Here is a 26,614-nt window from a genome sequence, read left to right on the forward strand (position 1 = left end):
GACGAAGCGCGTGTTGAGCGCGCTACGGCCAACGGTTAAGGCGTAATCACCACCTTCCCGATCACGCGCCGTTCCGCCATGTCGCGCAACGCGCGGCCGGTGTCTTCGAGCGAATAACGTTCCGACACATAGGGCTTAAGCTTGCCTTCGCCGATCCAGCCGGTCATCTGCTGGACCGCGGCGTGATTGTGTTGCGGCTCGCGTTTCGCAAAGTCGCCCCAGAACACGCCGACCAGGCTTGCGCCTTTGAGCAGCGTCAGGTTGAGCGGCAACTTCGGGATTTCGCCGTTTGCAAAGCCGACCACCAGATAACGCCCGCGCCAGCCGATGCTGCGAAACGCCGGTTCCGCATACACACCGCCGACAGGATCGTAGATCACGTCGGGACCTTTGCCGTCGGTCAGCGCCTTGATGCGCTCGCGCAGGTCTTCCGTACTGTAGTTGATGGTGGCGTCCGCGCCATGCTTCACGCAGGTGGCAAGCTTCTCGTCACTCGATGCCGCCGCGATCACCCGCGCGCCGAGCGCCTTGCCGATCTCGACGGCGGCCAGCCCGACGCCGCCTGCCGCGCCCAACACCAGCATCGTCTCACCGGCCTTCAACTGGCCGCGATCGACCACCGCATGATGCGAAGTGCCGTAGGCGAGCGTGAATGCGGCGGCCAACTCGAATTCGACGCCGTCCGCTAGCGGGACGCACGCCGCGACCGGCGCCAGCACCTGCTCGGCAAACCCGCCCGAACCGGTGAATGCGACCACCCGCGAGCCGGGCTTGAACTGCGTCACCCCGGCGCCGACCGTGCGCACGACGCCCGCGACTTCCGAGCCGGGCGTAAAGGGCAGGGGTGGTTTGAACTGGTATTTGTTCTCGATGATCAGCACATCAGGAAAGTTGACGGCCGCGGCTTTGACGTCAATCACAACGTGGCCGGGCGGCGGCTCGAGGTCCGGCAGATTTTCGACGACCAGGCTCTCCGGCGGCCCGTATTGATTGCAGCGAATCGCGCGCATCGTGTCTCCATATCGATCAGGGTCCCCAAAGGGGACTTCCTTCGGGGGCGTCGCAACCATTCTGAGTGTAAAACAATTCGCACGATCGTGCGTTTTTATTGCTCGCAACCTGTTCCTGGCGCGATCGATACCCGTCGGCGAAGGGCGCGGCGCGTGCGCTTTGGATGCGATACGCGGAGCGCCTGCCGTGTCGTTCGCGTGCCTTCTTTCCTCGGTTACAATCGCCGCATGCGAATCCTACTCAGCAATGACGACGGCTACCTGGCGCCCGGCCTTGCCGCGCTTTACGAAGCGCTCAAGCCGATCGCGGAGGTCACCGTGATGGCCCCCGAGCAGAACTGCAGCGCGGCGTCCAATTCCTTGACGCTGTCGCGTCCGCTTTCGGTGCTGCGTTCGGCGAACGGTTTTTACTACGTCAACGGCACGCCAACCGACTCGGTGCACATCGCGCTAACCGGTATGCTGGACCACAGGCCTGACCTGGTCGTCTCGGGCATCAACAACGGCCAGAACATGGGCGAGGACACGCTCTATTCGGGCACCGTCGCCGCCGCCACCGAGGGCGTCATGTTCGGTGTGCCTGCCATCGCCTTCTCGCTGGTCGACAAAGACTGGGTGCATCTCGAAGACGCTGCGCGTGTTGCAGCCGAGATCGTCGCGCACTACCTCAAACAACCGTTGCCGGGGCATCCGCTCCTGAACGTCAATATTCCGAACCTGCCGTACGAGCAACTCGGTGGCTGGCAGATCACGCGTCTTGGCAAGCGGCATCCGTCGCAGCCGGTGATCCGCCAGACCAACCCACGCGGCGAACCGATCTACTGGATCGGCCCGTCGGGCAGTGCGCGCGATGCGAGCGAAGGCACTGATTTTCACGCCGTTGCCAACGGCCAGGTGTCGATCACGCCGTTGCAGCTCGACCTGACCCACACCCAAATGCTGCCCGCGGCGCGTGACTGGGCGCGCGCCGGTAGCAGCGCTTCATGACCGGCGAGCGCGCAAAGCGCTTTCCGCTCGGCCTCGAGGATCTGGTGCGCGAACCGCGCCGGCCTGAAGGGCGTCCGGGTGAAGTGCGCGCGGCGGTACTCGCCGCGAGTGCGGCGCTGAACGCACGCCAGCAACCGGCGAAGAACTCGCCACTTGGCTCCGTGGGGAAGGTTCAGGCGAAGCCGCCGGCGAGGGTGCAGACCCAATCGCCAGCGACGCCGCAAGCAAAGCCGCAAGCTAAGGCGCCCATGCAGGCGCCGGTGAACGGGGCGCTGAAGTCGTCTGTTAGCGCCCAGAGCAAGTCCCAAACAAAACCGCAGGCCAAACCACACGCAACAGCCATCGCGCAAGGTTCGGCTGTACGCGCCGCGCCGAAACCGGCGCCGGTGAACAAGGTCGCCACCAAACTCAGCGAGCGCACCGCGGTGCCGAACGTCGCGTTGAACGGCGCTTTAGCACTGACTTCGGAACGGGTTCGCGAACGGATGGTCGAACGCCTGCGTGCGAACGGTGTGACCGATCAGCGCGTGTTGAACGCGATGTCGGTGGTGCCGCGCCACATGTTCGTCGACCCGGGCCTTGCGGCTCAGGCCTACGAAGATGCCGCGTTACCGATCGGCCATCACCAGACGATTTCCAAGCCCTCCGTGGTCGCGCGGATGATCGAACTGGCGGCCGCCGGCCGCGCGTTGAACAACGTGCTCGAAATCGGCACCGGTTGCGGCTATCAGGCGGCGGTGCTGAGCCAGGTCGCGCGGGACGTTTATTCGATCGAACGCATCAAGCCGCTGTCTGAACGCGCGAAGACAAACTTGCGTCCGCTGCGCATTCCGAACATCCGGCTGCACTACGGCGATGGCCGGCTGGGGCTGCCGTCGGCAGCGCCGTTCGATGCGATCGTGATCGCCGCGGCCGGGCTCGATGTACCGCAAGCATTACTTGAGCAACTCGCGATCGGCGGCCGTCTGGTTGCGCCGGTCGGCTCGCAGGAAGGCCAGAACCAGGTGCTGACTCTGGTCGAGCGACTCGGACCCGCGCAGTGGCGCGAGTCGCGGCTCGATCGCGTTTTCTTTGTACCCTTAAAATCCGGAGTGATTTGACACCGATGAGTATGTTGCGCGCGATGCAAAGAACCAGACTGAATATTCCCATGACCGTAACCCAGCGTAGCGTGTGCGTGCTCGCCTTGTCCCTGTTGATGTCGGCCTGTGCGACCCGCCTCGATCAGGCACCGGTCGTCGACCGCTCCGGCAGCGGCGCGCTCGGCACGCAAGCCGCGCAGCAGCCGGCCGTGCCGCTCGGACCGCCGCCGCCGGGCTACTATCGCGTGAAGCCGGGCGATACGCTGTACCGGATCGCGTTGGAGAACGGCCAGAATTACCGCGATATTTCGACGTGGAACAATCTCACTAACCCGAATCAGATCGAAGTCGATCAGTTGCTGCGCGTCGTGCCGCCAGGCGCGAACACCGCCGCACTGACGCCGGGTGTGTCGACGGCGCCGATCGGCAGCGGCGGTGCGGTGCAGAGCGCGCCGCTTGGCAGCACGCCGCCGTCGGCAGGTGCCGCAGCAGGCGTCGCGACGCCGCCGATCTATGGTGCGAACAACGCTTCGCTGACGCCGCCGGCCAATCCGGGTGCTGCGAGCGACTCGAGCGCCGGCGCATCCGGCAACGTCGTGTTCGCATGGCCGGTGCGGGGGCCGATGCTCGGCACGTTCAACGATTCGACAAACAAGGGGATTAATATCGGCGGCAACGCAGGCGATCCCGTCAAAGCGTCGGCGGATGGACGCGTGGTTTACGCCGGAAATGGGCTGCGTGGTTACGGCAATCTCATTATCATCAAGCATGATGCAACTTATCTCACGGCGTATGCACACAACCGCGCTTTGATGGTAAAAGAAGGGGATGCGGTGACCAAAGGGCAGAAGATCGCTGAGATGGGCAATAGTGATTCCGACCGCGTGATGTTGCATTTCGAAGTTCGCCGTCAGGGTAAACCTGTCGACCCACTGAAGTACTTGCCGCCGCAATAAGCGATACGACCATGCCGAAATCGAAGCACCGCCCGCCGCAAGCCGAGTCTGAGACGATCAGCCGCGTCACGTCCGCTTCGGTGGACGAGGGTGGCGCTTCGGAGGTGGAAGAAGAGATCGCAGAGGAGCGCGATGTCGACGAACGCCAGGGTGGCGCGGAAGAGGCTGGGGACGCACGCGAAAGTGTCAGCGAAGCCGCACCGGACGCAGACGATTTCCGCGCGCTGCTGCAAGCCGAGTTGACGGCTGACACGATTCAGCATTACCTGAACCGCATCAGCGTCAAGCCGCTTCTGACGGTCGAAGAAGAGCAGAAGTATTCGCGTCTGGCGAAGGCGGGCGAGTTCGAGGCGCGGCAAGTGATGATCGAGCGCAATTTGCGGCTCGTGGTCAGCATCGCGAAGGGTTACCTGAACCGCGGCGTGCCGCTGCTCGATCTGATCGAAGAAGGCAACCTCGGGCTGATGCACGCGATTGAGAAATTCGATCCTACGCGCGGCTTCCGTTTCTCCACGTATGCCACATGGTGGATTCGCCAGAGCATCGAGCGGGCGATCATGAACCAGGCGCGCACGGTGCGTTTGCCGGTGCACGTGATCCGTGAGCTCAACCAGGTGCTGCGCGCGAAGCGCCATCTGGAAAAAAATTCGATGAATTCCGGCGAAGCGGCCGAGCGCCGCGATGCCAGCATCGACGACATTGCCTATCTGACCGGCAAGACCACCGACGAAGTCACCGACATTCTCGCGCTGAACGAACACACCGCGTCGCTCGACGCGCCGCTCGATCTCGACCCGGCGAGCAGCCTGCTCGATTTGCTGTCCGACGACCAAAGCCAGTCGCCGGATGCAGAAGTGCAGCACCGCGAGCTGGAAACGCTCACGCGTGCGTGGCTCGCGCGGCTGTCGGACAAGCATCGTCATGTGATCGAACGCCGCTTCGGGCTGAACCACATCGAGCCCGCCACGCTCGAAGAGCTGGCCGACGAAATGGGCCTCACGCGCGAGCGTGTGCGCCAGATCCAGCAGGAGGCGCTGGTGCGGCTGAAGCGCTTCTTTGCGTCCAACGGTGTTCGGAAGGACGCCGTTCTATAACCTGATGACACCGATTCTTGTTTTCGACATCGAGACCATTCCCGATGTCGCCGGCATTCGCCGCCTCGAAGATCTGCCTGCCACGCTGAGCGACGCCGAAGTCGCCGAGCACGCTTTTGCGGCGCGCCGCGAAAAGACCGGCAGCGATTTCCTGCCGCACCATCTGCAACGGATCGCGGCGATTTCCTGTGTATTTCGTGACAACAACGGCTTCCGTGTCCGCTCGCTCGGCGCGCTGGAAGACGGCGAGGCGGCGCTCGTGCAGTCGTTTTATCGCGTGATCGAAAAATACACGCCGCAGCTCGTGTCGTGGAATGGCGGCGGGTTCGACCTGCCGGTGCTGAACTACCGCGCGCTGATCAACGGCATCCCGGCCTCCCGTTTCTGGGACTTGGGCGAGGACGACCGCGAGTTCAAGTGGAACAACTACATCAGCCGTTATCACTCGCGTCACACCGACCTGATGGACGTGCTGGCGATGTATCAGGCGCGTGCCAATGCGCCGCTCGACGCGCTTGCGAAGATGTGCGGTTTCCCAGGCAAGATGGGCATGGACGGCAGTCAGGTGTGGCACGCGTACCAGGACGGCCGCATCGAGGAAATCCGCAATTATTGCGAGACCGACGTCGTGAATACCTACCTGCTGTATTGCCGCTTCCAGCTAATCCGCGGCGCGTTTTCGGCCGAAGAGTACGCGGATGAGATCAACCTGGTCAAAAATGCGCTGGCGCTGGAAACGGCGCCGCAATGGGCCGAGTATCTGGCCGCATTCGATCAGTAGGCCGCCAGCCGGTCGTGTGACGAAGGGCCGCGCACGCTTGGTCTCGTTCGAGGCGCCACGCGCGATGCGGCCATCGCAGCCGCGCCGAATCATGGGCAAGGGCGGCGCTTCGTCTACAATCTCGCCTTTCCCCCAAAGTTGTCAGGAAGTCGCAGGTGTCCCGAACTGCCCCCCAACGTCGTTCGCCCAAGCGCCAGAAGGCGCCCGCTCCGGCGAAAGTGCACGTCATTACCGGCAATGAGCCGATCATCGAAATCGTTTCGCTCGATATGGAAGCGCGCGGCGTGGGCCGCATCGAGAGCGAAGACGGCACGCCCGGCAAGGTGATCTTTGTCGAAGGCGCGTTGCCCGGCGAGCGTGTCAGCTACTCGACGTATCGCAACAAACCGAAATTCGAGCAGGCTAAGGTCGTGCAGGTGTTCCGCGAAAGCGTGCTCCGCACCAAGCCGAAATGTACCTACTTCGATATTTGCGGCGGTTGTTCGATGCAGCATCTCGACATCCGCGCCCAGATCGCCGTCAAGCAGCGCGTGCTCGAAGACGATTTCCAGCACCTGGCGAAGCTGCGCCCGGAGACGGTGTTCCGGCCGATTCATGGGCCGGCGTGGGGTTACCGTTACCGCGCGCGTCTGGCTGTGCGCTATCTGCCGGAAAAGGGCGGCATGCGCATCGGCTTCTACGAGAAGACGAGCAGCAATATCGCCGACATGAAAACCTGCGAGGTGCTGCCGCCGCATATATCGGCGATGCTGATGCCGCTGCGTTTCATGGTCCGCAAGCTGTCGATTTACGATCGCATGCCGCAGATCGAGCTCGCGGTTGGCTCGTCGGTCACCGCGCTGGTGCTGCGCAATCTTGCGCCGATCACCGCCGCCGACGAACAGGTGCTGCGCGATTTCGCCGACGAGCACAAGGTGCAGTGGTGGCTGCAACCGGGCGGTCCTGATACGGTCATGCCGTTCTATCCGCTCGACTTGGAGCTCGACTACACGCTGCCGGAATTCAACATCCGCATGCCGTTCAAGCCGACCGATTTCACCCAGGTGAATCACGCGATCAATCGCGTGCTGGTGAGCCGTGCACTGCGTCTGCTGGCCCCGGCCAGCACGGACCGCGTGCTCGATCTGTTCTGCGGAATCGGTAACTTCACGCTGCCGCTCGCGCGGATTTCGAAGGAAGTGGTGGGCATCGAAGGCAGTGATGTGCTGACTTCGCGCGCGCTCGCCAATGCTGAGCTGAACGGGGTCGCAGGCCATACGTCGTTCGCCTGCCGCAACCTGTTCGAGGTCACCGCCGACGACATGCGCGCGCTCGGCCATTTCGACAAATTCCTCGTCGACCCCCCGCGCGAAGGCGCGGTGGCTGTCGCCAAGGCGCTCGCGGAGATCGCGCAGAGCGGCCATGGGCCGTTGCCCAAGCGCATCGTCTACGTGTCGTGCAACCCGGCGACGCTCGCACGCGATGCGGACGTGCTGGTGCACGAAGCCGGCTATCGGCTGGTGGGCGCGGGCGTGGTCAACATGTTCCCGCACACCTCGCATGTGGAGTCGATTGCGTTGTTCGAGCGGGACTGAGGGCGCCTGTTGCGCTAGCTGGTAGTGCATAGGCTGGCGGCGCCGCACAAACAAAAACGCCACGACTTCGGTCGTGGCGTTTTTGTTTAAAGCAGCTAGTCGGGGTTTAGAACTGCCACCACGACTTTTCCTTACCCGGCCTTGCATGGCCCGTAATGTACGGGCTGTCGGGGAAGGTGCCGGCCAGAATGCGCTTGGTGTCGTCGGCCAGTTGCGGCTGATTCAGCTTCTCGTACGACAGCATCATGATGTGCAGTGCGTCCTCAATCGCCGGCGCGTTCTTGTATTCCTTCAACGCCAGTTGCGCGCGGTTGATCGCAGCGACGTAGGCGCCACGGCGGTAGTAATAATCCGCCGCGTGGACTTCATGCGCCGCCAGCGCGTTCACGATATAGCGCATGCGTTGCGCGGCGTCCGGCGCATACTTGCTGTTCGGGTACTTGTCGACCACGACCTTGAACGCGTCATACGACTCGCGCAGCGACTTCGGATCGCGCTCGCTCATGTCCTGGCCGGAGAAGCGGCCGAACAGACCGAGGTCGTCGTTGAAGTGGATCATGCCCTTCAGGTAGTACGCGTAGGCGATGTCCGGGTGATCCGGGTGCAGCTGGATGAAGCGGTCGATTGCCTGGTCGGCGGCGGCGTTTTCGTTATCTTTCCAGTTGCAATACGCGACGTTGATCTGCGCTTGCTGGGCAAAGTGGCCGAACGGATCGCGGCCTTCGAGCATCTCGAAATACTTGGCGCACTTGCCGAAATCACCACCGGTCAGAGCGTCGTTCGCCTCCGTATATAATTTGTTGTTGTTCCACGTAGCCGTCTCGTCGGTTTTTTCCGGCAGGCCGTGACAAGCCGCAACAATGGCGACGGCTGCGGCGCACGCAATGTATCCGGCCACTTTCCGGGCCGCCTTCTTGATGGCCGCCAAATTGATCGCCGCTTTAGTGATGGTGTTCAAGGCTCGCATTTTCCAGTCTAGCTTTACGTCCAGGTGACCCAGACTCAATGACCCGCTCAAATACTCCAGGCGCCGCAACCGGCGCCGGGAATAGCAACAAAGATTATAGCGTAAGCGCTGACCCCTCCGACGCGTTGGGCGTCGATTCACTCGACGACGATCTCGGCAGCGACGCGTTCGCCGCCGACAGCCCGCCAAGCATGGTGCCGAGGGTGGTAAGCCTCGTGGCGGATGAGTCTCCGCGCAGCGTCGTCGTACCCGACGAAATGGCCGGCGAGCGCCTCGACAAGGTGCTTGCCCGAGTCTTTCCTGAGTTTTCACGTAACCGGCTGCAAAGCTGGATCGAGTCGGAGCGGGTGCGCGTCGACGGCAAGCCGGCAAAGATTCGTCAGCCGGTGCCGCTTGGCGCCACCATCGAGCTCGTGCCCGATCTGCTGCCGGAGCAGCTCGCGTTCACGCCCGAGCCGGTGCCGCTCGAGATCGTCTACGAGGACGACACGCTGGTGGTCATCAACAAGCCGGCCGGCATGGTGGTGCATCCGGCGGCCGGCAACTGGAGCGGCACCGTCCTGAACGGACTGCTGTACCGCTATGGCGACGCCGCGGCGGGCCTGCCGCGTGCCGGTATCGTCCATCGGCTCGACAAGGAAACCTCCGGCCTGATGGTGGTGGCGCGCACGCTCGAGGCGCAGACCGATCTGGTGCGCCAGCTCCAGGCGCGCACGGTGAAGCGCCGTTATCTCGCGCTGGTGTGGGGCAACATGCCCGAAGAAGGCACGATCGACGCGCCGATCGGCCGCGATCCGCGCGAACGCACACGCATGGCGGTGGTGACGAGCGCATCGGGCAAAGCGGCGCGCACGCATTTCCGGCGCGTGGATACGGCGATCTGGCAACGTCAGCCGGTCACCGCGATTCATTGCGATCTGGAAACCGGTCGCACCCATCAGATTCGCGTGCATTGCGCGCATATCGGCCATCCCCTGCTTGGCGATCCGGTTTATGGGCGGGCGCGCGGCAAGCGTTCGGTGACGCCGCTGCCGGACGGTTTCGCGCGTCAGGCACTGCACGCATGGCGCCTCGGCCTGATCCATCCGCAAACCGGCCGGACCATGCAATGGCGCGCTGATGCGCCGGAAGACATGCAGGTGCTGTCGGCGGCGCTTGGCCTCGGGCGCGACGATGCGGGCGAGTTCGACGAGACGTACTATGAGGAAGACGACTACGACGCCTCGTTGGACGACGATGATGCCGACGCAGACGAAGCCCACGGTGACGGCGATCACGACGAAGGTGACGAACACGACGAGGACGGTCACGCATGAGCTTGCCCGAGCTGAGCTTTGCCGACGTTGTACAACCCGCGTGGAACGTGTCGCCGCGTGTGCGCGCGCTCGTCACCACGCGCAATGGCGGCGTGAGCGAGCCGCCGTTCGGCCGCTGGCAGGGCGGCGCGGACCAGCCGGGCGGCCTGAATCTGGGGATGAAGGCCGGTGACGATCCCGCCGCGGTGGCAACCAATCGCACACGGCTGCTGAATCTGGCCGGCGTAGGCGAGGCCGCATGGCTCGAGCAGATTCATGGCGCCGGCATCGTGCGTGCTGAAGAAGTGCTCGAGCAGGCTCGTGCAATTGGCGCGCCGACACGCGCCGATGCCAGTGTCACCGATCGGCCCGGCACGGTATGTGTCGTGATGGTGGCCGATTGCATGCCGGTGCTCCTGTGCGATGAAGCGGGCCGCGCCGTCGGTGCGGCCCATGCCGGGTGGCGAGGCCTCGCGGCGGGAATCGTCGAACAGACCGCGCAACGTGTCGCCGCGCTCGCCGGCGTGGAGGCCGCGTCGTTGCATGCCTATCTCGGCCCGGCGATCGGGCCGGACGCCTTCGAGGTAGGTGCAGATGTGCGTGACGCCTTCATGAATGGCGTGGAAAGCGCGCAACGCGAGGCCACTGCGAATGCATTCATTGTGCATCCGCAAAACCCCGGCAAATATCTCGCCGATCTCGCCGCGCTGGCACGCTTGCGCTTGCAGCGGCTCGGCGTGACGCGCATCGTCGGCGGCGATCTGTGTACGGTCACGCAACGTGAGCGTTTCTATTCATATCGCCGCGATCGCGAGACGGGTCGCATGGCTGCGCTGATCTGGCTGGACGATCAGGCGCAGACGATCGCGGAATAAGCTGGCCACTGTGGCGCCCACTGCGGTGGGCACGACGCCTTCCTGCGAGCATGCGTATGAGGGTTTGTTCGGAGGCGCGGCGCGCTTTTTTGCTGCGCTGCCGGAACGCGCTGCGCGCGGCGTCAATCTGCCGCCGGAAGTGTTGGCAGGCGAGCGGATAAATGCGCGTAAACCCATGCAATATGGGCGCTTTTTTCGCTTGCTCCGGCACTTGCCAACCCATGTCCCGAAAGCGCGATCTGCTACACAGGGAAAACGATAATTAAAAAACTATCGCACTGCGGCAAAATCGGGAACAAGCATTGACATGCCTTGCGATGGGGAGCAAGAATGTTCCTCACAGCTCCTCGACCATGGGACAGGGCGTGACGAGGTCGCGAGCAATCGCCCACGTGCGCACGAACCTGCCTCTCAACCCGTCCGCAAGGACTTACCGGTAAAAGCAGGTATGGCAGCATCACATTCCTCGGCTTCCCCCAGCACGGACTCCTCGACGGAGCATACGCAGCAGGCCGGTACGAGCGGCGCAACGTCAGCCGCAGGCATGCAACAGTTATTCGACGCCTGGATGAACGCATGGCGTTCGCCCGGCATGCTGCCTGGCAGCAACGGCATGGCTTTCCCGATGCCGAACATCCCGCAGATGCCGCAAATGGGTCTGCCGCAGATGCCGTCGTTCCCCGGCATGCCTGACTTCAGCAAGCTGGCTACGGGATCCCTGCCGTCCATGCCTTCATTCGCCGGACTCAACGTTCCGGCCGCCGCGATTCCGTCGGAGCGTCTGCAAAAGCTGCAAGCCGATTATTCGCGCGAGGCGATGGAGCTGATCCAGCAGGCGACCAACTCCACGACGAAAGCGCCCGAACTCAAGGACCGCCGCTTCAGTTCCGACGCGTGGAGTTCGACGCCGGCCTATGCATTTACTGCTGCGTGGTATCTGTTGAACGCGCGCTATCTGCAGGAAATGGTCGACGCGCTCGATACAGAACCGAAGGTGCGCGAGCGTATCCGTTTCGCCATTCAGCAATGGACCGCGGCGGCATCGCCCAGCAACTTCTTTGCATTGAATCCGGAAGCGCAAAAGACCTTGCTGGATAGCAAGGGTGAGAGCTTGCGGCAGGGCGTGATGAATCTGCTGGGCGATTTGCAGCGCGGCAAGATCTCGCAGACGGACGAATCGCGGTTCGTGGTCGGCGAAAATCTCGCGAACACCGAAGGTTCGGTGGTGTTCGAGAACGATCTGATGCAGTTGATCCAGTACAAGCCGCGCACGGCCACCGTGCGTGAGCGGCCGCTGCTGATCGTGCCGCCTTGCATCAACAAGTTCTACATTCTCGATCTGCAACCGGAGAACTCGCTGGTCGCGCACGGGCTCGATTCGGGGCATCAGGTGTTCCTGATTTCGTGGCGCAATGCGGATGCATCGATCGCGAGCAAGACGTGGGACGACTACATCGGCGAGGGCGTTCTCAAGGCGATCGAGACGGTCAGCAAGATCAGCGGCCGCGAGCAGATCAACACGCTGGGTTTCTGTGTGGGCGGCACCATGCTTGCCACGGCGCTGGCAGTGGCGGCCGCGCGCGGCCAGCATCCGGCCGCGTCGATGACCTTGCTCACCGCGATGCTAGACTTCTCGGACACCGGTGTGCTCGACGTCTTCGTCGACGAGGCGCACGTGCAGATGCGCGAGCAGACCATCGGCGGCAAGAATGGCAGCGCGCCCGGATTGATGCGCGGCATCGAATTCGCCAACACCTTCTCGTTCCTGCGGCCGAACGATCTGGTGTGGAACTACGTCGTCGACAATTACCTCAAGGGGCGCACGCCGGTACCGTTCGATCTGCTGTACTGGAACGGCGATTCGACCAGTCTGCCGGGCCCGATGTATGTCTGGTATCTACGCAACACGTATCTAGAGAATCGTCTGCGCGAGCCCGGTGCGTTGACCACCTGCGGCGAGCCGGTCGACCTCTCGAAGATCGATGTGCCCACTTTCATCTACGGTTCACGCGAAGACCATATCGTGCCGTGGCAAACCGCATATGCATCGGCGCCGCTGCTTACCGGGCCGCTGAAGTTCGTGCTCGGCGCGTCGGGTCATATCGCAGGCGTGATCAATCCGCCCGCGAAGAAAAAGCGCAACTACTGGACGCTGGAAGGCGACGTCAAGACGTTGCCGGAAAGCCCGGACGAATGGCTCGATCAGGCGGCGGAAGTGCCTGGCAGCTGGTGGCCTGAATGGACCACGTGGCTCGACCAGTATGGCGGCAAGAAAGTGAAACCGCGCGCCGCAGCCGGATCCGCTGAATTCCCTGTGATCGAGCCGGCGCCGGGACGTTATGTGCGGCAACGGGAGTAGGTTTTAGCGCGCCTGAAGGCGCGATTTGTTTGGCGGTATGAGTGCGCGTTTGATTGAGCAAGGGCGCTGGAGCAACGAGATTTTTAACTTGACGGGCTACGGCGTCGTTGGCCGATGTGCCCGGAGGATATGGAAATGACTGATGTTGTGATCGTATCGGCCGCCCGTACGGCAGTTGGCAAATTCGGTGGGTCGCTGGCGAAGATCGCCGCGCCCGAACTCGGCGCCACAGTGATTCGCGCCGTGCTCGAACGGTCTGGTCTGAAGCCTGAGCAGGTCAGCGAAGTCATTCTGGGGCAGGTGCTGACAGCAGGCTCGGGGCAGAACCCGGCGCGTCAGTCGCTGATCAAGGCGGGGTTGCCCACGGCCGTGCCCGGCATGACGATCAACGTGGTGTGCGGCTCGGGCCTGAAGGCCGTGATGCTGGCGGCCAACGCGATCATCGCGGGCGACGCCGACATCGTGATTGCCGGCGGTCAGGAAAACATGAGCGCCGCACCGCACGTGCTGCCGGGCTCGCGCGACGGTTTCCGCATGGGTGACGCGAAGCTGATCGACTCGATGATCGTCGACGGCCTGTGGGACGTCTACAACCAGTACCACATGGGCGTGACGGCGGAAAACGTCGCCAAGGAATACGGTATCACGCGTGAGCAACAGGACGCATTTGCGGCGCTGTCGCAGAACAAGGCGGAAGCCGCGCAGAAGTCGGGCCGCTTCAACGACGAAATCGTGCCGGTCGAGATTCCGCAACGCAAGGGCGAGCCGCTGCGTTTCGCAACAGACGAGTTCGTGCGTCACGGCGTGACGGCTGAATCGCTGGCGGGTCTGAAGCCGGCATTCTCGAAGGAAGGCTCGGTGACAGCGGCCAATGCGTCGGGTCTGAACGACGGCGCGGCAGCGGTGCTGGTGATGTCGGCGAAGAAGGCCGAGGCGCTCGGCCTCACGCCGCTTGCGCGCATCAAGGCGTACGCCACCTCGGGTCTGGATCCGAAGGTGATGGGTATGGGCCCGGTGCCCGCATCGCGCCGTTGTCTCGAACGCGCGGGCTGGACGCCGGCCGATCTGGACCTGATGGAAATCAACGAAGCGTTTGCCGCACAGGCGTGCGCCGTGAATCAGCAGATGGGCTGGGACGCATCGAAGATCAACGTGAACGGCGGCGCGATCGCGATCGGCCATCCGATCGGCGCGTCCGGCGCCCGGATTCTCGTCACGCTGCTGCACGAAATGCAGAAACGCGATGCGAAGAAGGGTCTGGCGTCGCTGTGTATCGGTGGCGGTATGGGCGTGGCACTGGCGCTCGAGCGCGCTTAACGGGCCCCGTGCAGGCGCAAGTGGATTAGCAGGCGGTAAGCAGGGTTGCCGCGCGTCACCTGGCAGCAGGTGGCGCGTGGTGAGCGATGGCCTCGCCGGCCGGTCGCCCGGCGGCAGTGGAGATGAAGCACCAGGCGAGGGAAGAGGCAGCCGGTCGGCACCTCGAAAACGATAATGGAGTGTAGTTTATGACACAGCGAATTGCGTACGTAACGGGCGGGATGGGTGGCATCGGCACGAGCATTTGCCAGAGGCTGCACAAAGAGGGCTTCAAGGTAGTCGCAGGCTGTGGCCCGAACTCACCGCGCCGCGTAAAGTGGCTCGAAGAGCAGAAGGCGCTTGGCTACGATTTCATTGCGTCCGAAGGCAACGTCGGCGACTGGGAATCGACCAAGGCGGCGTTCGACAAGGTCAAGGCCGAAGTCGGCGAGGTTGATATTCTGGTGAACAACGCCGGTATCACGCGCGACGTCGTATTCCGCAAGATGACGCACGAAGACTGGACGGCGGTGATTGACACCAATCTGACCAGTCTCTTCAACGTCACCAAGCAGGTGATCGACGGGATGGTCGAGCGCGGCTTTGGCCGGGTCATCAACATTTCGTCGGTGAACGGCCAGAAGGGTCAGTTTGGCCAGACCAACTACTCGACTGCGAAAGCCGGCATTCACGGCTTCACGATGTCGCTGGCGCAGGAAGTGGCCACCAAGGGCGTGACGGTCAACACCGTGTCGCCTGGCTACATCGGCACGGATATGGTCAAGTCGATCCGCCCGGACGTGCTGGAAAAGATCGTCGCAACGATTCCGGTGCGCCGTCTCGGTCAGCCGGACGAAATCGGCTCGATCGTGGCATGGCTCGCCTCGGACGAATCGGGTTTCTCCACGGGCGCTGATTTTTCGCTGAATGGCGGTTTGCATATGGGCTGAGTGATGGGCGCGCCGCTCACAAGGCAGCGCGCTTCTGCTCAGATGGTTCCGGCGGCGTCTCGACTGTGCAATTGCCCGATTGCGCAGTCGGTATGACGCCGTTTCGGCGCTTAACTTGCGCTCAAAGGCGTTACATGACCACTACTACAAAGAAAACAGCCGAACGATTGATCAAGAAGTATCCGAATCGCCGGCTCTACGATACCGAGACAAGCACGTACATCACGCTGACGGACGTTAAGCAGCTCGTGCTGGATCAGGAGGATTTCAAGGTCATCGATGCGAAGAGCAACGAGGACCTGACGCGCGCCATTCTGTTGCAGATCATTCTCGAAGAGGAGAGCGGTGGCTTGCCGATGTTCTCGTCGTCGATGCTGTCGCAGATCATCCGTTTCTACGGACATGCGATGCAGGGCATGATGGGCACGTATCTGGAAAAAAATATTCAGGCCTTCATCGATATTCAGGCAAAACTCGCCGACCAATCGAAAAATCTGTACGAAGGCAAGGCGATGAATCCCGAGGTCTGGTCGCAGTTCATGAACATGCAGGCGCCGATGATGCAGGGCATGATGACCAGCTACATCGAACAGTCGAAGAACATGTTCGTGCAGATGCAGGAGCAGATGCAGAACCAGGCGAAATCGATGTTCGCCACCTTCCCGTTCACGCCAGGCGGGCCGGTGAATGCGGCCGGAGCGCCAGCCACGCCAGCTAATCCGCAAACGGATCCGGAGCCGGAGAAGAAGTAACGGCAGAGCGCGACGCGGACGTGGCCAGCACGTCTTGATGCGTCCGCCACACGGCCGCGTCGGAGCGGTGTGCACGCCGCGCCAAGGGGGCGCCGGGTGTGCAACCGCGGCGGTCAGCGCGCCGGGCACGAGCTGACGGTCGCGGGGGCGGTACAATCGTGGGTTGCGTGCGCAGACATTGTCACGGGGTGTGGTCCTTGTGGTCCGATTGATCCTGTGGCCCCTCAGCCCCTGTCGCAGCTTCCCCATTTGTCGCCACCGCTGTATGCCAGCCCCACCTATGCCGCACACCCGTTTCCCTACTGCACCCACGCCTTCGATTCCCAAGGCCGGATTTGTCAGCCTTGGCTGACCGTAAGCTTCGCAACAACAGCTTAGGCGGTGCTCTCGCATGAGCCAGCTGTTTCTTGCGCCCATGGAAGGGCTTGCGGACTATGTGTTGCGCGACGTACTGACCAGCACGGGCGGGTTCGACGGGTGTGTATCCGAGTTCGTCAGGGTGACGGGCTCGGTGCTTCCCGAGCGTGTTTACGAGAGGGATACGCCGGAAGTCCTCCACGGAGGCCGCACACCTTGCGGCACGCCGATGGTGATCCAGCTACTCGGCAGCGATCCTGAATGGATGGCGCTGAATGCGGCCCAGGCGGCCAGTCTGTCGCCGCATGGACTCGATCTGAACTTCGGCTGTCCCGCCAAAGTCGTCAACCGGCACGGTGGCGGCGCGATGCTGCTGGCGCACCCTGAACAACTGAACCGGATCGTTTCGTCTGTTCGCGCTGCGGTGCCTGCCAGCATCGCCGTGACGGCAAAAATGCGGCTCGGCGTGTCCGATACTTCGCTCGCGATCGACTGCGCCACAGCGCTGGCAGAAGGCGGCGCGGCCTCCCTCGTCGTGCATGCCAGAACGCGTGATCATGGCTACCGGCCGCCAGCCCACTGGGAGTGGATCGCGCATATCGACGCCGCCGTAGATGTGCCAGTCATTGCCAACGGAGAAGTCTGGACGGTGGCCGACTGGGAGCGGTGCCGGGCGGTCAGCGGCTGCGCGGACGTGATGATCGGGCGCGGCGCCGTGTCGGATCCGTTCCTGGCTTTGCGGATACGCGGACTGATGGACCGGTCTCCATCCAGCGAGGAATGGCCGGCTGTCCTGGGGCATCTCGCCGATTACCTGAAAAAATTGCAGGCCCGGGTCGCGGCCTGTCATGAGCACGGACGCGTCAAAATGTGGCTCAGCTATCTGAAACGGACCTGGCCGCAGGCTGCCGAGCTGCATGCTGCCATCCGGCGCCTGCATGATTCGCGTGAGATTCTTGAGGTGATCGAGCGTGCCCTGGCGTTCAACGATCTGATCCCGGCACGTCAAGGCGCGGCCCGCGGTCTGCTCGATGCGGCAACGCCCCGCCACCTGGCCGACTGCACGGTCGCCGGCGCGGTACAATAAAGGGTTGCGTGCGCGGGACGCTGTGCGGGCTGTGGTCTTTGTGACCATCGGACCCCTTGGCCTTGCCGCACCGTCCCCATTTGTCGCCATCGTCACCGCTATACGCCGGACCCACCTATGTCGCAGACCATTTCCCCCGCCGTGCCGACCCCTTCGATTCCGAAGGTCGGTTTCGTCAGCCTCGGCTGTCCTAAAGCACTCGTCGACTCCGAACAGATCATCACGCAGTTGCGCGCCGAGGGCTACGAGATCTCCGGTACGTACGACGGTGCGGACCTCGTGGTCGTCAACACCTGCGGCTTCATCGACGAAGCGGTGCAGGAAAGCCTCGACGCGATCGGCGAAGCGCTCAGCGAAAACGGCAAGGTGATCGTCACGGGTTGCCTCGGCGCCAAGCAGAGCGCGAGTGGCTCGAACCTGATCGAAGAAGTGCATCCGAAGGTGCTGGCCGTGACCGGCCCGCACGCGCTCGGCGAAGTGATGCAGGCGGTGCACCACCATCTGCCGAAGCCGCACGATCCGTTCACCGATCTGGTTCCGGCGGCCGGCGTGAAGCTCACGCCGCGCCACTACGCGTACCTGAAAATTTCCGAAGGCTGCAACCACCGCTGCACGTTCTGCATCATCCCGTCGATGCGCGGCGACCTCGTGTCGCGCCCGGTCGCCGACGTGATGCTCGAAGCGGAGAACCTGTTCAAGTCCGGTGTGAAGGAACTGCTGGTGATTTCGCAGGACACGAGCGCCTACGGCGTCGACGTCAAATACCGTACCGGTTTCTGGAACGGCAAGCCGATCAAGACGCGCATGACCGATCTGGTCGGCGCGCTCGGCGAACTCGCGGCGCAATACGGCGCATGGGTGCGTTTGCATTACGTGTATCCGTATCCGAGCGTCGATGAAGTCATTCCGATGATGGCCGAAGGTCCGTTCAAGGGCCATGTGCTGCCGTATCTGGATGTGCCGTTCCAGCATGCGCATCCGGAAGTGTTGAAGCGCATGAAGCGTCCCGCCAACGCCGAGAAGGTCCTGGAGCGCGTGAAGGCGTGGCGCGAAATGTGCCCCGATCTGACGATCCGCAGCACGTTCATCGCCGGCTTCCCGGGCGAGACTGAAGAGCAGTTCCAGACGCTCCTCGACTTCATCCGCGAGGCGGAACTGGATCGGGTCGGCTGCTTTGCTTACTCGCCGGTCGAAGGCGCGACCGCCAACGAACTCGACGGTGCATTGCCCGACGAGGTGCGTGAAGAACGTCGCGCGCGTTTCATGGAAGTCGCTGAAGAAGTGTCGGCCAAACGGATCGCGAAGAAGGTCGGCAAGACGCTGAAAGTGCTGGTCGACGAGATCAATGCTGACGGCGGCATCGGCCGCACGGCGGCGGACGCACCCGAGATCGACGGTGTCGTGTATATCGCACCGGCCACCAAGGCGTCGAAGCGTTACAAGGTCGGCGATTTCGTGTCGGTGAAAATCACCGGCGCCGACGGTCACGACCTGTGGGGCGAGGTATAAGCGATGGCGGTGAGCATGGCCGGCACGCCGGCTTCCCGAACTCCGGCAGTCCAGCGCCCCGACGTTCTCGCGTTCGGCGAGGCGATGATCGAATTCAATCAGTCGGCCAAAGATCAGCCGAACTATCTGCAGGGCTTCGGCGGCGATACGTCGAACTTCTGCATCGCGGCAGCCCGGCAGGGCGCGAAGACGGGTTTCGTCTCGGCTGTCGGCAGCGACCATTTCGGGCGTCTGTTGATCGATCTGTGGGAGCGCGAACAGGTTGAGACGTCGCTCGTGCGCGTCGATCCGCACGCGTCCACTGGGGTCTATTTCGTTTCGCACGGTCCTGAAGGTCACGCATTCGATTATCTGCGTGCGGGTTCGGCCGCGAGCCGCTACGCGCCGCACGATTTGCCGCTCGATGCCATCGCCGCAGCCAAGGTCATCCACCTGTCCGGCATCAGTCTCGCAATCAGTCTGAGCGCCTGCGACGCCGCTTTGGCGGCGATCGGGCATGCGCGCGAAAACGGCGTGCGCGTGAGCTTCGACACCAATCTGCGTTTGAAGCTGTGGCCGCTCGCGAGGGCGCGCGCGGTGATGCTCGAAGCCATTCGTCAAACCGACATTTGCCTGCCGAGTTGGGACGACGTCACTGAACTCACCGGCTTGACCGGTCGCGACGAGATCGTCGATTTTCTGCTGTCGCACGGTCCGCGTGTCGTGGCGCTCAAGCTTGGCAAGGAAGGCTCATACATCGCCACGCCTGACGAACGGCGCGTTGTGCCGGGCCACGTCGTCAACGCGGTCGATGCAACCGGCGCGGGCGACTGTTTTGGCGGCGCGTTTATCGCGCGCATCGTCGCGGGCGACGATCCTTTTCAAGCGGCGCGTTATGCGAACGTCGCCGCGGCCCTGTCCACGCAAGGTTACGGCGCGGTCGCGCCGATCCCGTCGCGGGCGGCGGTCGAACACATCCTGGCCGGCTGACGGCAACGCGCCGTAAGGCGCGCCTCGCAGCCCGCCAGGGCAAGATCATCTTGAGACACTAAAGAGAGGAGCGAGCGATGCAACGGGACGTAGTGGTGGTAAGCGGTGTGCGTACGGCGATCGGTGGTTTTGGCGGCAGTCTGAAGGATTTTCCGCCGACGGATCTGGGCGCACGTGTCGTGCGTGAAGCGCTGGCGCGCGCGAACGTATCGGGTGACGAAGTCGGTCATGTGGTGTTCGGCAACGTCGTGCATACCGAACCGAAAGACATGTACCTGGCCCGCGTGGCGGCGATCAACGGCGGCGTCGCGCAACATGCGCCCGCGTTGACCGTCAACCGCTTGTGCGGCTCGGGCTTGCAGGCCATCGTCTCGGCCGCGCAAAGCGTGCTGCTCGGCGACGCCGACATCGCGATCGGCGGCGGTGCGGAAAACATGAGCCGCGCGCCGTATTCCATGCCGGCTGCGCGCTTTGGTCAGCGCATGGGCGATGCGCGCCTCGTCGACATGATGGTCGGCGCGCTGAACGACCCGTTCCAGTCCATCCATATGGGCGTCACCGCCGAGAACGTCGCGCGCAAGTACGACATCTCGCGCGAAACGCAGGATGCGCTCGCGCTCGAATCGCATCGCCGCGCGGCCAATGCGATTACGAGCGGCTACTTCAAGGACCAGATCCTGCCGATCACGATTCCGTCGAAGAAGGGCGACGTCGTATTCGATACGGATGAGCACACGCGCATGAACGCAACGGCAGAAGACTTCTCCAAGTTGAAGCCGGTGTTCGCGAAGGAGAACGGCACGGTGACGGCCGGCAACGCGTCGGGCATCAACGACGCCGCCGCGGCGGTCGTACTGATGGAACGCAGCGTCGCTGAACAGCGCGGCATCAAACCGCTGGCACGGCTGGTTTCGTACGCGCATGCGGGTGTCGATCCGGCATACATGGGCATCGGCCCGGTGCCGGCGACGCGCAAAGCGCTCGAGCGCGCCGGCCTGACGGTCGCCGATCTGGATGTCATCGAAGCGAACGAAGCGTTTGCAGCTCAGGCATGCGCGGTTAGCAAGGAACTTGGCTTCGATCCGGCCAAGGTCAATCCGAACGGCTCGGGCATTTCACTCGGCCACCCGATCGGCGCGACTGGCGCATTGATTGCCGTCAAGGCGCTGTATGAATTGCAGCGGATCGGCGGCCGGTATGCGCTGGTGACGATGTGTATCGGCGGCGGGCAGGGTATTGCGGCGATTTTCGAACGGATATGAGGCCGAGGCGGGGCAACGCAACGTGTCGACGTTCCCCGCCGAACGAAACCCGGTAGTCAACGGGTAGCAAACCAGTATCAAGCAGTATTGGGCAACAAGGAAAGAACGGATGCAGGAATCGAACGCGATGAAGGATGCGATGCGTCGGCGCGGTTGGGCAATCCCCCAAAGGAACTTTCTTCGGGGCGTAGTGAGCGTGGCCGCATTGCTGTGTGCCGGCGGCGGGGCTCTGCTGCCCGCGCAGGCATGGGCGCAAAGCGACGCGGTGAAGGAGTTGGCGGCGCCCCCGCCGATTCAGTTGCCGCTCAAACCGAGCCCCGAATTCGCGAAGTTTCCGCGCTACGCTGGCATGCTGGGCTCGCGTCAGATCGTACTGCGTCTCGGCGCGAAAACCGACGACCCCGCCGGCGTGCACGGCGAGTATCAATACACCGATACCGGCGAAGTGATCCTGATCGCGGGCGACCGTGACGGCGACACACTCGAAGTCGAGGAATCGAACGACGGCACGCATATCACCGGCAACTGGGTGGGCAAATTTGCCGCCGACGGTTCGGTAGCAGGCGACCGGATGAACGTTGACGATTCCGACCCGCAACCGTTCGATCTGAAGCCACTGGCAGCCGGGCAGGCTGTGCCGGCTGCATCGGCGGGTGCGGGTGCCGGTGCGGCGGCCAACAAGGCCGCGGTCGCCCCACAACCGTCGGCCGGCGGGGCAGCAGCGCCCGCATCGGCGACAAGCGGTAGTCACGCTGTTGGTGGGGTTAGCAACCTGCAAATCGGCGAATAAAGTCTACATACACATGACCCAATCCAAACTCAAACGCGGCCTGCAAACGCGTATCGTGCGTCACGAAGACCAGCTCACACCGGGTTTCGAGTCGTTCTCGATGCCGGTCACGCGCGCTTCGACGGTCGTCTTCCCCGATCTCGCGACGATGCGCGCGCTCGACTGGAAAAATGACGCGCAATGGCGCTATGGCCTGCACGCCACGCCGACTTCGCTCGCGCTGGCGCAGCGGCTTGCCACCATCGAAGGCGGCAATCACGCGTTGTTGCAGCCTTCGGGGTTATCGTCGATTTCGAACGTCTACTTCGGCCTCGTGAAGGCCGGCGACGACGTGCTGATCCCCGATAACGTCTACTCGCCGAACCGCGATCACGGCGACTGGCTGGCGCGCGATTTCGGTATCACGGCGCGCTACTACGATCCGATGATCGGCGCGGGGATCGCGGATCTGATCCAGCCGAATACGCGTTTGATCTGGCTCGAAGCACCTGGCTCGGTCACGATGGAAGTACCCGACGTGCCCGCCATCACCGCGGTGGCGCGCGCGCGCAACGTTGTCACGGCGATCGACAATACCTGGTCGGCGGGGCTCGGTTTCCGGCCGTTCGACCACGGTGTCGATATCTCGGTGCAGGCGTTGACCAAGTACCAGTCGGGCGGCGGCGACGTGTTGATGGGCGCGACGATCACGGTCGATCGCGAGTTGCATCTGAAGCTGAAGGCTGCGCGCATGCGCATGGGTATCGGCGTGTCGGCAGATGACTGTTCGCTGATTCTGCGCAGCCTGCCGACCATGCAACTGCGCTTCGAACAGCATGACCGCGCAGCGCTTGGCCTCGCCACATGGCTGAAGACGCGCCCGGAAATTGCCGCGGTTTTGCACCCGGCGTTGCCGGACTGTCCGGGGCATGAGTTTTTCGAGCGCGACTTTACAGGCGCGGGCGGACTGTTCTCAGTCGTGTTCGACGCACGTTACAGCGCGGCGCAAATCGACACGTTCTGCGAGTCGCTCGAGCTGTTTTCGCTCGGTTGGAGCTGGGGCGGTGCGCACAGTCTCGCGATGCCGTATGACGTCGCCTCGATGCGCACGGAAGGTCAATGGCCGTATCGCGGTACGTTGGTGCGGTTCTATATCGGACTGGAAGAAGAAGCCGATTTGCGCGCGGATATCGAACAGTGTCTGGTGGCGCTGGGTTAAGCGGCAGAGAGCAGGTTGCTGAAGGTTGAGTAAGCCCATCGGGACGTGTGCCCGATGGTTTTTTTTATTTTGTCAACATAGTCAGTTGGCCTAACCATTCGGCTGAATGGTCGACGCCGGATCTCGACGCTACGATGGTGCGCACTTTACTAACGGTTGGTGCACTATGGTGAGTTCAGATGAATCTATTTTTCTGGATGTTGCTGAATCTTGGCGTGCCGATTGTCGGCCCGATCTTTACGCTAGCGCTCGTCGCACCCACGCACGGCTGGCGCGTCGCGAAGGCGTTGATCGCCGCATCAGTGAAAGACGGCCAACTGTTCTGGTGTGCGATCGGGCTGTGCGCGGCCGCGGTTTATGAGGCGGTGACTGCGCTGGAGCGGGGAAGTGGCGTGGTGCCTATGCTGGAGGGCGCCATTGCTGGATTTTGCATCCTGGCATTCGCCTGTTCGAATATCGTGATGTTGTCTTTGGTGAATACACATCATGATCAAGTGGCCACATGCATTCGTGACGGGCAGAAACGGTACGCTACGGGGGCGTTGTCGCGTGTGACCATTGCGACTTCGATTCTTGCAACATCTCTTGCAGCTATTCTGTTGGTAATCCTACACGTGCATCTGATTTAGATTTTTTAGATAACGCAGCTCTTATACTGATCTCCTTTTGGGAGTCACTCATGCATAAACTATTCACGTTTCTGGAATCTGAAGAAAACTGCGCCCTTTTTCTGAAGTGGAATAGCGTCGTGATCGGAGTCACTGGGATCTCCATGTTGGGCATGTTCCTGATTGCCCATCTCAACAAATAATTCTTGTACCGGCGCTGGCCGCCATTGCATCGGCCAGCGCAAACCAAGCTTCAGAACAGCCGTAGCAACCCATCCAGCCCAACGTGGTTGAAGGCCACGCTGGCTGCTTCGCGCACCACGGGTTTCGCGCGGAACGCGACGGAAAGTCCCGCAGCGGCCATCATTTTCAGATCGTTCGAACCGTCGCCCATCGCAATCGCGCGGGTCGGCTCGATGCCCAGTTGGGCGCACGTCTCGCGCAGTGTGTGTGCCTTCACGTCGGCGTTCACGATTTCGCCGATCACGTTGCCGGTCAACTTTCCATCAACGATTTCAAGCGTGTTCGCACGCGTGAAATCGAGGCCGAGCCGGGCCTTCAGTTTTTCGGTGAAGAACGTGAATCCGCCGGACACCAGCAGCGTTTTCAATCCCGCTGCTTTCGCGCCAGCCAGCATCTGTTCGGCGCCCGGCGAGAGTTGCAGCCGTTCTTCATAGACGCGTTCGAGCGCGCCGGCGTCCAGTCCTTTGAGCAGTGCCACGCGGCGCGTCAGGCTCTCGTTGAAGTCCTTGATTTCGCCGCGCATCGACGCTTCTGTGATCGCGGCAACTTCTGCTTTCATTCCGCAGAAATCAGCGATCTCGTCGATGCATTCGATCGTGATCAGCGTCGAGTCCATGTCCATCGCGACAAGGCCGAAGTCACGCAACTGTCGGCCGGGTTCGACAAACGCATAGTCCAGTTGATGCGTGCTGCAATAGACCTCGAGGTCGGCGCGCTGCGCAATGTTGGCGTCGGCGATGCGAATCGCGTTCGCGTCGATGGCAGCGGCGCGCGAGCCACGTGCGAGCGCGACGAGCGTTTTGTGGTGGTCGGCGGAAAGGGGCGCGGTGCTTTGGATGACGAGGTTCATGGGCGGACGCATTGGCGCAGAAAAGGGCGGCCGCGCGAGGCGCGCGGAAAATCCCGCCATTGTAACGTTTCGGCGGCCAGCGTTTCGACTGCCAGCGGCCCGCCGGACAGCCTGCAACCGGAAAATGGCAAGCCGGCCGCCCGACGACAAGCATGGCCGCAATGCGGCGCGCCTTGCAGCCCCCAACGCAACCCTCAAGGTAATCCACAGTGCAATCATCCGGCGCCAACGTCATACTGTCGCTTCGAACGACGCCCCGCAGCCCATCGAGCCCGCCGCGCCTATTAGGCGCGCCGCACACGGCACGCATTGGCACAAGCGAGAAGGCGCATCACCACGGAGACAAGTTATGCCCCCCTCGACCGCCAGCGACGCGTCCACCCTTGCGCGCGAATTCGATCTGCGCCAGCTGAACCCTGCGTTCTATGTCGACCCGTACCCGGTCTACCATGCGCTGCGTACCCATGAACCGGTCAAACGCATGCCGGACGGCTCGCTGTTCCTGACGCGTTTTCGCGACGTGCAGGCGGTCTATCGCGACCCGAAGACGTTCAGTTCCGACAAGACCGTCGAATTCAAGCCGAAGTACGGTGACTCACCGCTCTACACCCATCACACCACCAGTCTTGTCTTCAACGATCCGCCGCGTCACACGCGGGTGCGCAAACTGATCGCCGGCGCGCTGACGGCGCGCGCCATCGCGGCCATGGAGCCGGGCCTGATCCGCCTCGTTGATGACCTGCTCGATGCTGCCGCGCTGCGTGGCCGGATCGATCTGATCGGCGAGTTCGCGTCGGCGATCCCGGTCGAGATCATCGGTAATCTGCTGGACGTGCCGCACGCTGAGCGCGAACCGTTGCGCGACTGGTCGCTGGCGATACTCGGCGCGCTGGAGCCGTCGCTGAGCGAGGCGCAACTCGAACGGGGAAACCGTGCAGTCAGCGAATTCGTTGACTATTTGCGCGATCTGGTGACGCGGCGCCGGCGTGAACCCGGTGATCCGCAGCACGACGTGCTGACGCGCCTGATCCAGGGCGAAGCGGGCGGCGAGCAATTGTCGGAAGCCGAATTGCTGCAAAACTGCATCTTCATCCTGAACGCCGGTCATGAGACCACCACGAACCTGATCGGCAACGGTCTCGTTACGCTCACCGACTGGCCGGAACAGCGCGCCGCGTTACTGCGCGAACCGTCGCTGGTCGAGTCGGCGATCGAAGAGTGTTTGCGGTTCGAGAGTTCGAATCAGTTGGGCAACCGGATGGCAACTGTCGACACGGAGATCGGCGGCGTCGCGGTGGCGCGTGGCACGCCCGTCACGCTATGCATCGGCGCGGCCAATCGCGATCCCGAGCAGTTCGCGGAACCGGACCGCTTCGACATCCGCCGCGATCCAAACCGGCATCTGGCGTTCGGCTTCGGTATTCACCAGTGCGCGGGGTTGTCGCTCGCACGACTCGAGGCGCGCATCGCCATCGGACGCTTCGTGCAGCGCTTTCCCGCGTATCGGATCGACGGCGAGCCGACGCGCGGCGGACGCGTGCGGTTTCGCGGCTTCGCAGCAGTGCCGGTCGAACTTGAGCCGGCGAGCGCTGGTTGACGCGGACGATCAAGCGAGCACAATCGAGCCGCAAGGGCGCAGAACGCCGTATCTTTTGCCGACATGACGCAAGACTTACAGCCGATGCCCATGGCGGGCAGCACGGCGCCGCGCCGGTCATAGCGCCAAAACCGTGGCACGCTTGGTGCTTCACCAAAGGTCCTAG

At 62.9% G+C, this 26,614-nt stretch carries 23 protein-coding genes; 20 read left to right on the forward strand and 3 right to left on the reverse strand.

Annotated elements, in window-relative coordinates; all coding sequences use genetic code 11:
- Positions 1-35 precede the first annotated feature (35 nt).
- On the reverse strand, positions 36-1,010 hold the full coding sequence (locus tag PQQ96_RS31385) for an NADPH:quinone oxidoreductase family protein (protein ID WP_408299768.1): 975 nt from the start codon (positions 1,008-1,010) through the stop codon (positions 36-38).
- 228 nt (positions 1,011-1,238) lie between these two features.
- Between PQQ96_RS31385 and surE the strand changes: the two genes are divergently transcribed.
- The 6 genes from surE to rlmD all read left to right on the forward strand — a co-directional run bounded on the left by surE (position 1,239) and on the right by rlmD (position 7,484).
- On the forward strand, positions 1,239-1,997 hold the full coding sequence (gene surE, locus PQQ96_RS31390) for a 5'/3'-nucleotidase SurE (RefSeq protein WP_408299769.1): 759 nt from the start codon (positions 1,239-1,241) through the stop codon (positions 1,995-1,997).
- The gene (locus PQQ96_RS31395) at positions 1,994-3,097 is read left to right on the forward strand and encodes a protein-L-isoaspartate(D-aspartate) O-methyltransferase (RefSeq protein WP_408299770.1); all 1,104 of its coding nucleotides are present in this window, start codon (positions 1,994-1,996) and stop codon (positions 3,095-3,097) included. The genes surE and PQQ96_RS31395 overlap by 4 nt, the downstream gene beginning before the upstream one ends.
- A gap of 5 nt (positions 3,098-3,102) precedes the next feature.
- A complete protein-coding gene (locus PQQ96_RS31400; RefSeq protein ID WP_408299772.1) occupies positions 3,103-4,035 on the forward strand; it encodes a peptidoglycan DD-metalloendopeptidase family protein in 933 nt (310 codons plus the stop codon).
- Positions 4,036-4,046: 11 nt separating this feature from the next.
- Entirely contained in the window at positions 4,047-5,129 is a 1,083-nt protein-coding gene (gene rpoS / locus PQQ96_RS31405) for an RNA polymerase sigma factor RpoS (protein ID WP_408299774.1), read from the forward strand.
- Positions 5,130-5,133: 4 nt separating this feature from the next.
- Positions 5,134-5,910, forward strand: coding sequence for a 3'-5' exonuclease (locus tag PQQ96_RS31410; protein WP_408299776.1), 777 nt, complete (start codon positions 5,134-5,136; stop codon positions 5,908-5,910).
- A gap of 155 nt (positions 5,911-6,065) precedes the next feature.
- Positions 6,066-7,484, forward strand: a complete 1,419-nt coding sequence (rlmD, locus tag PQQ96_RS31415; protein ID WP_408299778.1) for a 23S rRNA (uracil(1939)-C(5))-methyltransferase RlmD — start codon at positions 6,066-6,068, stop codon at positions 7,482-7,484.
- Positions 7,485-7,590: 106 nt separating this feature from the next.
- Here the strand turns inward: rlmD and PQQ96_RS31420 are convergent, their stop codons facing one another.
- On the reverse strand, positions 7,591-8,451 hold the full coding sequence (locus PQQ96_RS31420) for an outer membrane protein assembly factor BamD (protein ID WP_408299780.1): 861 nt from the start codon (positions 8,449-8,451) through the stop codon (positions 7,591-7,593).
- A 38-nt stretch (positions 8,452-8,489) separates the two neighbouring features.
- Here PQQ96_RS31420 and PQQ96_RS31425 point away from each other — a divergent pair, with 38 nt between their 5' ends.
- From PQQ96_RS31425 to PQQ96_RS31485, 13 genes are all read left to right on the forward strand, one after another.
- Complete coding sequence (locus PQQ96_RS31425; RefSeq protein WP_408299782.1) at positions 8,490-9,767, forward strand: RluA family pseudouridine synthase; 1,278 nt, start codon at positions 8,490-8,492, stop codon at positions 9,765-9,767.
- Positions 9,764-10,621 (forward strand): peptidoglycan editing factor PgeF, encoded by an 858-nt coding sequence (gene pgeF, locus PQQ96_RS31430; RefSeq protein ID WP_408299784.1) that lies wholly within the window; start codon positions 9,764-9,766, stop codon positions 10,619-10,621. Before PQQ96_RS31425 ends, pgeF begins: the two co-directional genes overlap by 4 nt.
- 544 nt (positions 10,622-11,165) lie before the next feature.
- Positions 11,166-12,980, forward strand: a complete 1,815-nt coding sequence (gene phaC, locus PQQ96_RS31435; protein ID WP_408299805.1) for a class I poly(R)-hydroxyalkanoic acid synthase — start codon at positions 11,166-11,168, stop codon at positions 12,978-12,980.
- 135 nt (positions 12,981-13,115) lie between these two features.
- A complete protein-coding gene (locus tag PQQ96_RS31440) occupies positions 13,116-14,297 on the forward strand; it encodes an acetyl-CoA C-acetyltransferase (protein WP_408299786.1) in 1,182 nt (393 codons plus the stop codon).
- A 188-nt stretch (positions 14,298-14,485) separates the two neighbouring features.
- The gene (locus PQQ96_RS31445) at positions 14,486-15,226 is read left to right on the forward strand and encodes a 3-ketoacyl-ACP reductase (RefSeq protein WP_074284259.1); all 741 of its coding nucleotides are present in this window, start codon (positions 14,486-14,488) and stop codon (positions 15,224-15,226) included.
- Between the two features lie 134 nt (positions 15,227-15,360).
- Positions 15,361-15,978, forward strand: coding sequence for a polyhydroxyalkanoate synthesis repressor PhaR (gene phaR, locus PQQ96_RS31450; RefSeq protein WP_172314337.1), 618 nt, complete (start codon positions 15,361-15,363; stop codon positions 15,976-15,978).
- 391 nt (positions 15,979-16,369) lie between these two features.
- Positions 16,370-17,422 (forward strand): tRNA dihydrouridine synthase, encoded by a 1,053-nt coding sequence (locus PQQ96_RS31455; RefSeq protein WP_408299789.1) that lies wholly within the window; start codon positions 16,370-16,372, stop codon positions 17,420-17,422.
- A 117-nt stretch (positions 17,423-17,539) separates the two neighbouring features.
- Positions 17,540-18,931 carry a 30S ribosomal protein S12 methylthiotransferase RimO gene (rimO, locus tag PQQ96_RS31460; protein ID WP_408299791.1) on the forward strand — a complete coding sequence of 464 codons (1,392 nt, stop codon included), beginning with the start codon at positions 17,540-17,542 and terminating at the stop codon, positions 18,929-18,931.
- Between the two features lie 3 nt (positions 18,932-18,934).
- A complete protein-coding gene (locus tag PQQ96_RS31465) occupies positions 18,935-19,900 on the forward strand; it encodes a sugar kinase (RefSeq protein WP_408299792.1) in 966 nt (321 codons plus the stop codon).
- 77 nt (positions 19,901-19,977) lie between these two features.
- Positions 19,978-21,162, forward strand: a complete 1,185-nt coding sequence (gene bktB, locus PQQ96_RS31470; protein WP_408299794.1) for a beta-ketothiolase BktB — start codon at positions 19,978-19,980, stop codon at positions 21,160-21,162.
- A gap of 109 nt (positions 21,163-21,271) precedes the next feature.
- On the forward strand, positions 21,272-21,952 hold the full coding sequence (locus PQQ96_RS31475; protein WP_408299796.1) for a hypothetical protein: 681 nt from the start codon (positions 21,272-21,274) through the stop codon (positions 21,950-21,952).
- 13 nt (positions 21,953-21,965) lie between these two features.
- On the forward strand, positions 21,966-23,150 hold the full coding sequence (locus PQQ96_RS31480; protein WP_408299798.1) for a cystathionine beta-lyase: 1,185 nt from the start codon (positions 21,966-21,968) through the stop codon (positions 23,148-23,150).
- A 179-nt stretch (positions 23,151-23,329) separates the two neighbouring features.
- Complete coding sequence (locus PQQ96_RS31485) at positions 23,330-23,779, forward strand: hypothetical protein (protein ID WP_408299800.1); 450 nt, start codon at positions 23,330-23,332, stop codon at positions 23,777-23,779.
- Between the two features lie 232 nt (positions 23,780-24,011).
- On the opposite strand, the gene serB is transcribed toward PQQ96_RS31485, so the two are convergent.
- Positions 24,012-24,851: a phosphoserine phosphatase SerB gene (serB, locus tag PQQ96_RS31490; protein ID WP_408299801.1), complete on the reverse strand. Its 840-nt coding sequence runs from the start codon at positions 24,849-24,851 to the stop codon at positions 24,012-24,014.
- A 349-nt stretch (positions 24,852-25,200) separates the two neighbouring features.
- On the opposite strand from serB, the gene PQQ96_RS31495 reads away from it, so the two are divergent.
- The gene (locus PQQ96_RS31495) at positions 25,201-26,448 is read left to right on the forward strand and encodes a cytochrome P450 (RefSeq protein WP_408299803.1); all 1,248 of its coding nucleotides are present in this window, start codon (positions 25,201-25,203) and stop codon (positions 26,446-26,448) included.
- The last annotated feature ends 166 nt before the right edge of the window (positions 26,449-26,614 follow it).

This window comes from Paraburkholderia sediminicola (assembly GCF_046027825.1).
GTDB lineage: Bacteria > Pseudomonadota > Gammaproteobacteria > Burkholderiales > Burkholderiaceae > Paraburkholderia > Paraburkholderia sediminicola_D.

Excerpts from the sequence above, each read along its gene's own strand:
- PQQ96_RS31385 (WP_408299768.1), bottom strand. The coding sequence starts at position 1,010 with ATGCGCGCGATTCGCTGCAATCAATACGGGCCGCCGGAGAGCCTGGTC.
- surE (WP_408299769.1), top strand. The coding sequence starts at position 1,239 with ATGCGAATCCTACTCAGCAATGACGACGGCTACCTGGCGCCCGGCCTT.
- PQQ96_RS31395 (WP_408299770.1), top strand. The coding sequence starts at position 1,994 with ATGACCGGCGAGCGCGCAAAGCGCTTTCCGCTCGGCCTCGAGGATCTG.
- PQQ96_RS31400 (WP_408299772.1), top strand. The coding sequence starts at position 3,103 with ATGAGTATGTTGCGCGCGATGCAAAGAACCAGACTGAATATTCCCATG.
- rpoS (WP_408299774.1), top strand. The coding sequence starts at position 4,047 with ATGCCGAAATCGAAGCACCGCCCGCCGCAAGCCGAGTCTGAGACGATC.
- PQQ96_RS31410 (WP_408299776.1), top strand. The coding sequence starts at position 5,134 with ATGACACCGATTCTTGTTTTCGACATCGAGACCATTCCCGATGTCGCC.
- PQQ96_RS31420 (WP_408299780.1), bottom strand. The coding sequence starts at position 8,451 with ATGCGAGCCTTGAACACCATCACTAAAGCGGCGATCAATTTGGCGGCC.
- PQQ96_RS31425 (WP_408299782.1), top strand. The coding sequence starts at position 8,490 with ATGACCCGCTCAAATACTCCAGGCGCCGCAACCGGCGCCGGGAATAGC.
- pgeF (WP_408299784.1), top strand. The coding sequence starts at position 9,764 with ATGAGCTTGCCCGAGCTGAGCTTTGCCGACGTTGTACAACCCGCGTGG.
- phaC (WP_408299805.1), top strand. The coding sequence starts at position 11,166 with ATGCAACAGTTATTCGACGCCTGGATGAACGCATGGCGTTCGCCCGGC.
- PQQ96_RS31440 (WP_408299786.1), top strand. The coding sequence starts at position 13,116 with ATGACTGATGTTGTGATCGTATCGGCCGCCCGTACGGCAGTTGGCAAA.
- PQQ96_RS31445 (WP_074284259.1), top strand. The coding sequence starts at position 14,486 with ATGACACAGCGAATTGCGTACGTAACGGGCGGGATGGGTGGCATCGGC.
- phaR (WP_172314337.1), top strand. The coding sequence starts at position 15,361 with ATGACCACTACTACAAAGAAAACAGCCGAACGATTGATCAAGAAGTAT.
- PQQ96_RS31455 (WP_408299789.1), top strand. The coding sequence starts at position 16,370 with ATGAGCCAGCTGTTTCTTGCGCCCATGGAAGGGCTTGCGGACTATGTG.
- rimO (WP_408299791.1), top strand. The coding sequence starts at position 17,540 with ATGTCGCAGACCATTTCCCCCGCCGTGCCGACCCCTTCGATTCCGAAG.
- PQQ96_RS31465 (WP_408299792.1), top strand. The coding sequence starts at position 18,935 with ATGGCGGTGAGCATGGCCGGCACGCCGGCTTCCCGAACTCCGGCAGTC.
- bktB (WP_408299794.1), top strand. The coding sequence starts at position 19,978 with ATGCAACGGGACGTAGTGGTGGTAAGCGGTGTGCGTACGGCGATCGGT.
- PQQ96_RS31475 (WP_408299796.1), top strand. The coding sequence starts at position 21,272 with ATGCAGGAATCGAACGCGATGAAGGATGCGATGCGTCGGCGCGGTTGG.
- PQQ96_RS31480 (WP_408299798.1), top strand. The coding sequence starts at position 21,966 with ATGACCCAATCCAAACTCAAACGCGGCCTGCAAACGCGTATCGTGCGT.
- PQQ96_RS31485 (WP_408299800.1), top strand. The coding sequence starts at position 23,330 with ATGAATCTATTTTTCTGGATGTTGCTGAATCTTGGCGTGCCGATTGTC.
- serB (WP_408299801.1), bottom strand. The coding sequence starts at position 24,851 with ATGAACCTCGTCATCCAAAGCACCGCGCCCCTTTCCGCCGACCACCAC.
- PQQ96_RS31495 (WP_408299803.1), top strand. The coding sequence starts at position 25,201 with ATGCCCCCCTCGACCGCCAGCGACGCGTCCACCCTTGCGCGCGAATTC.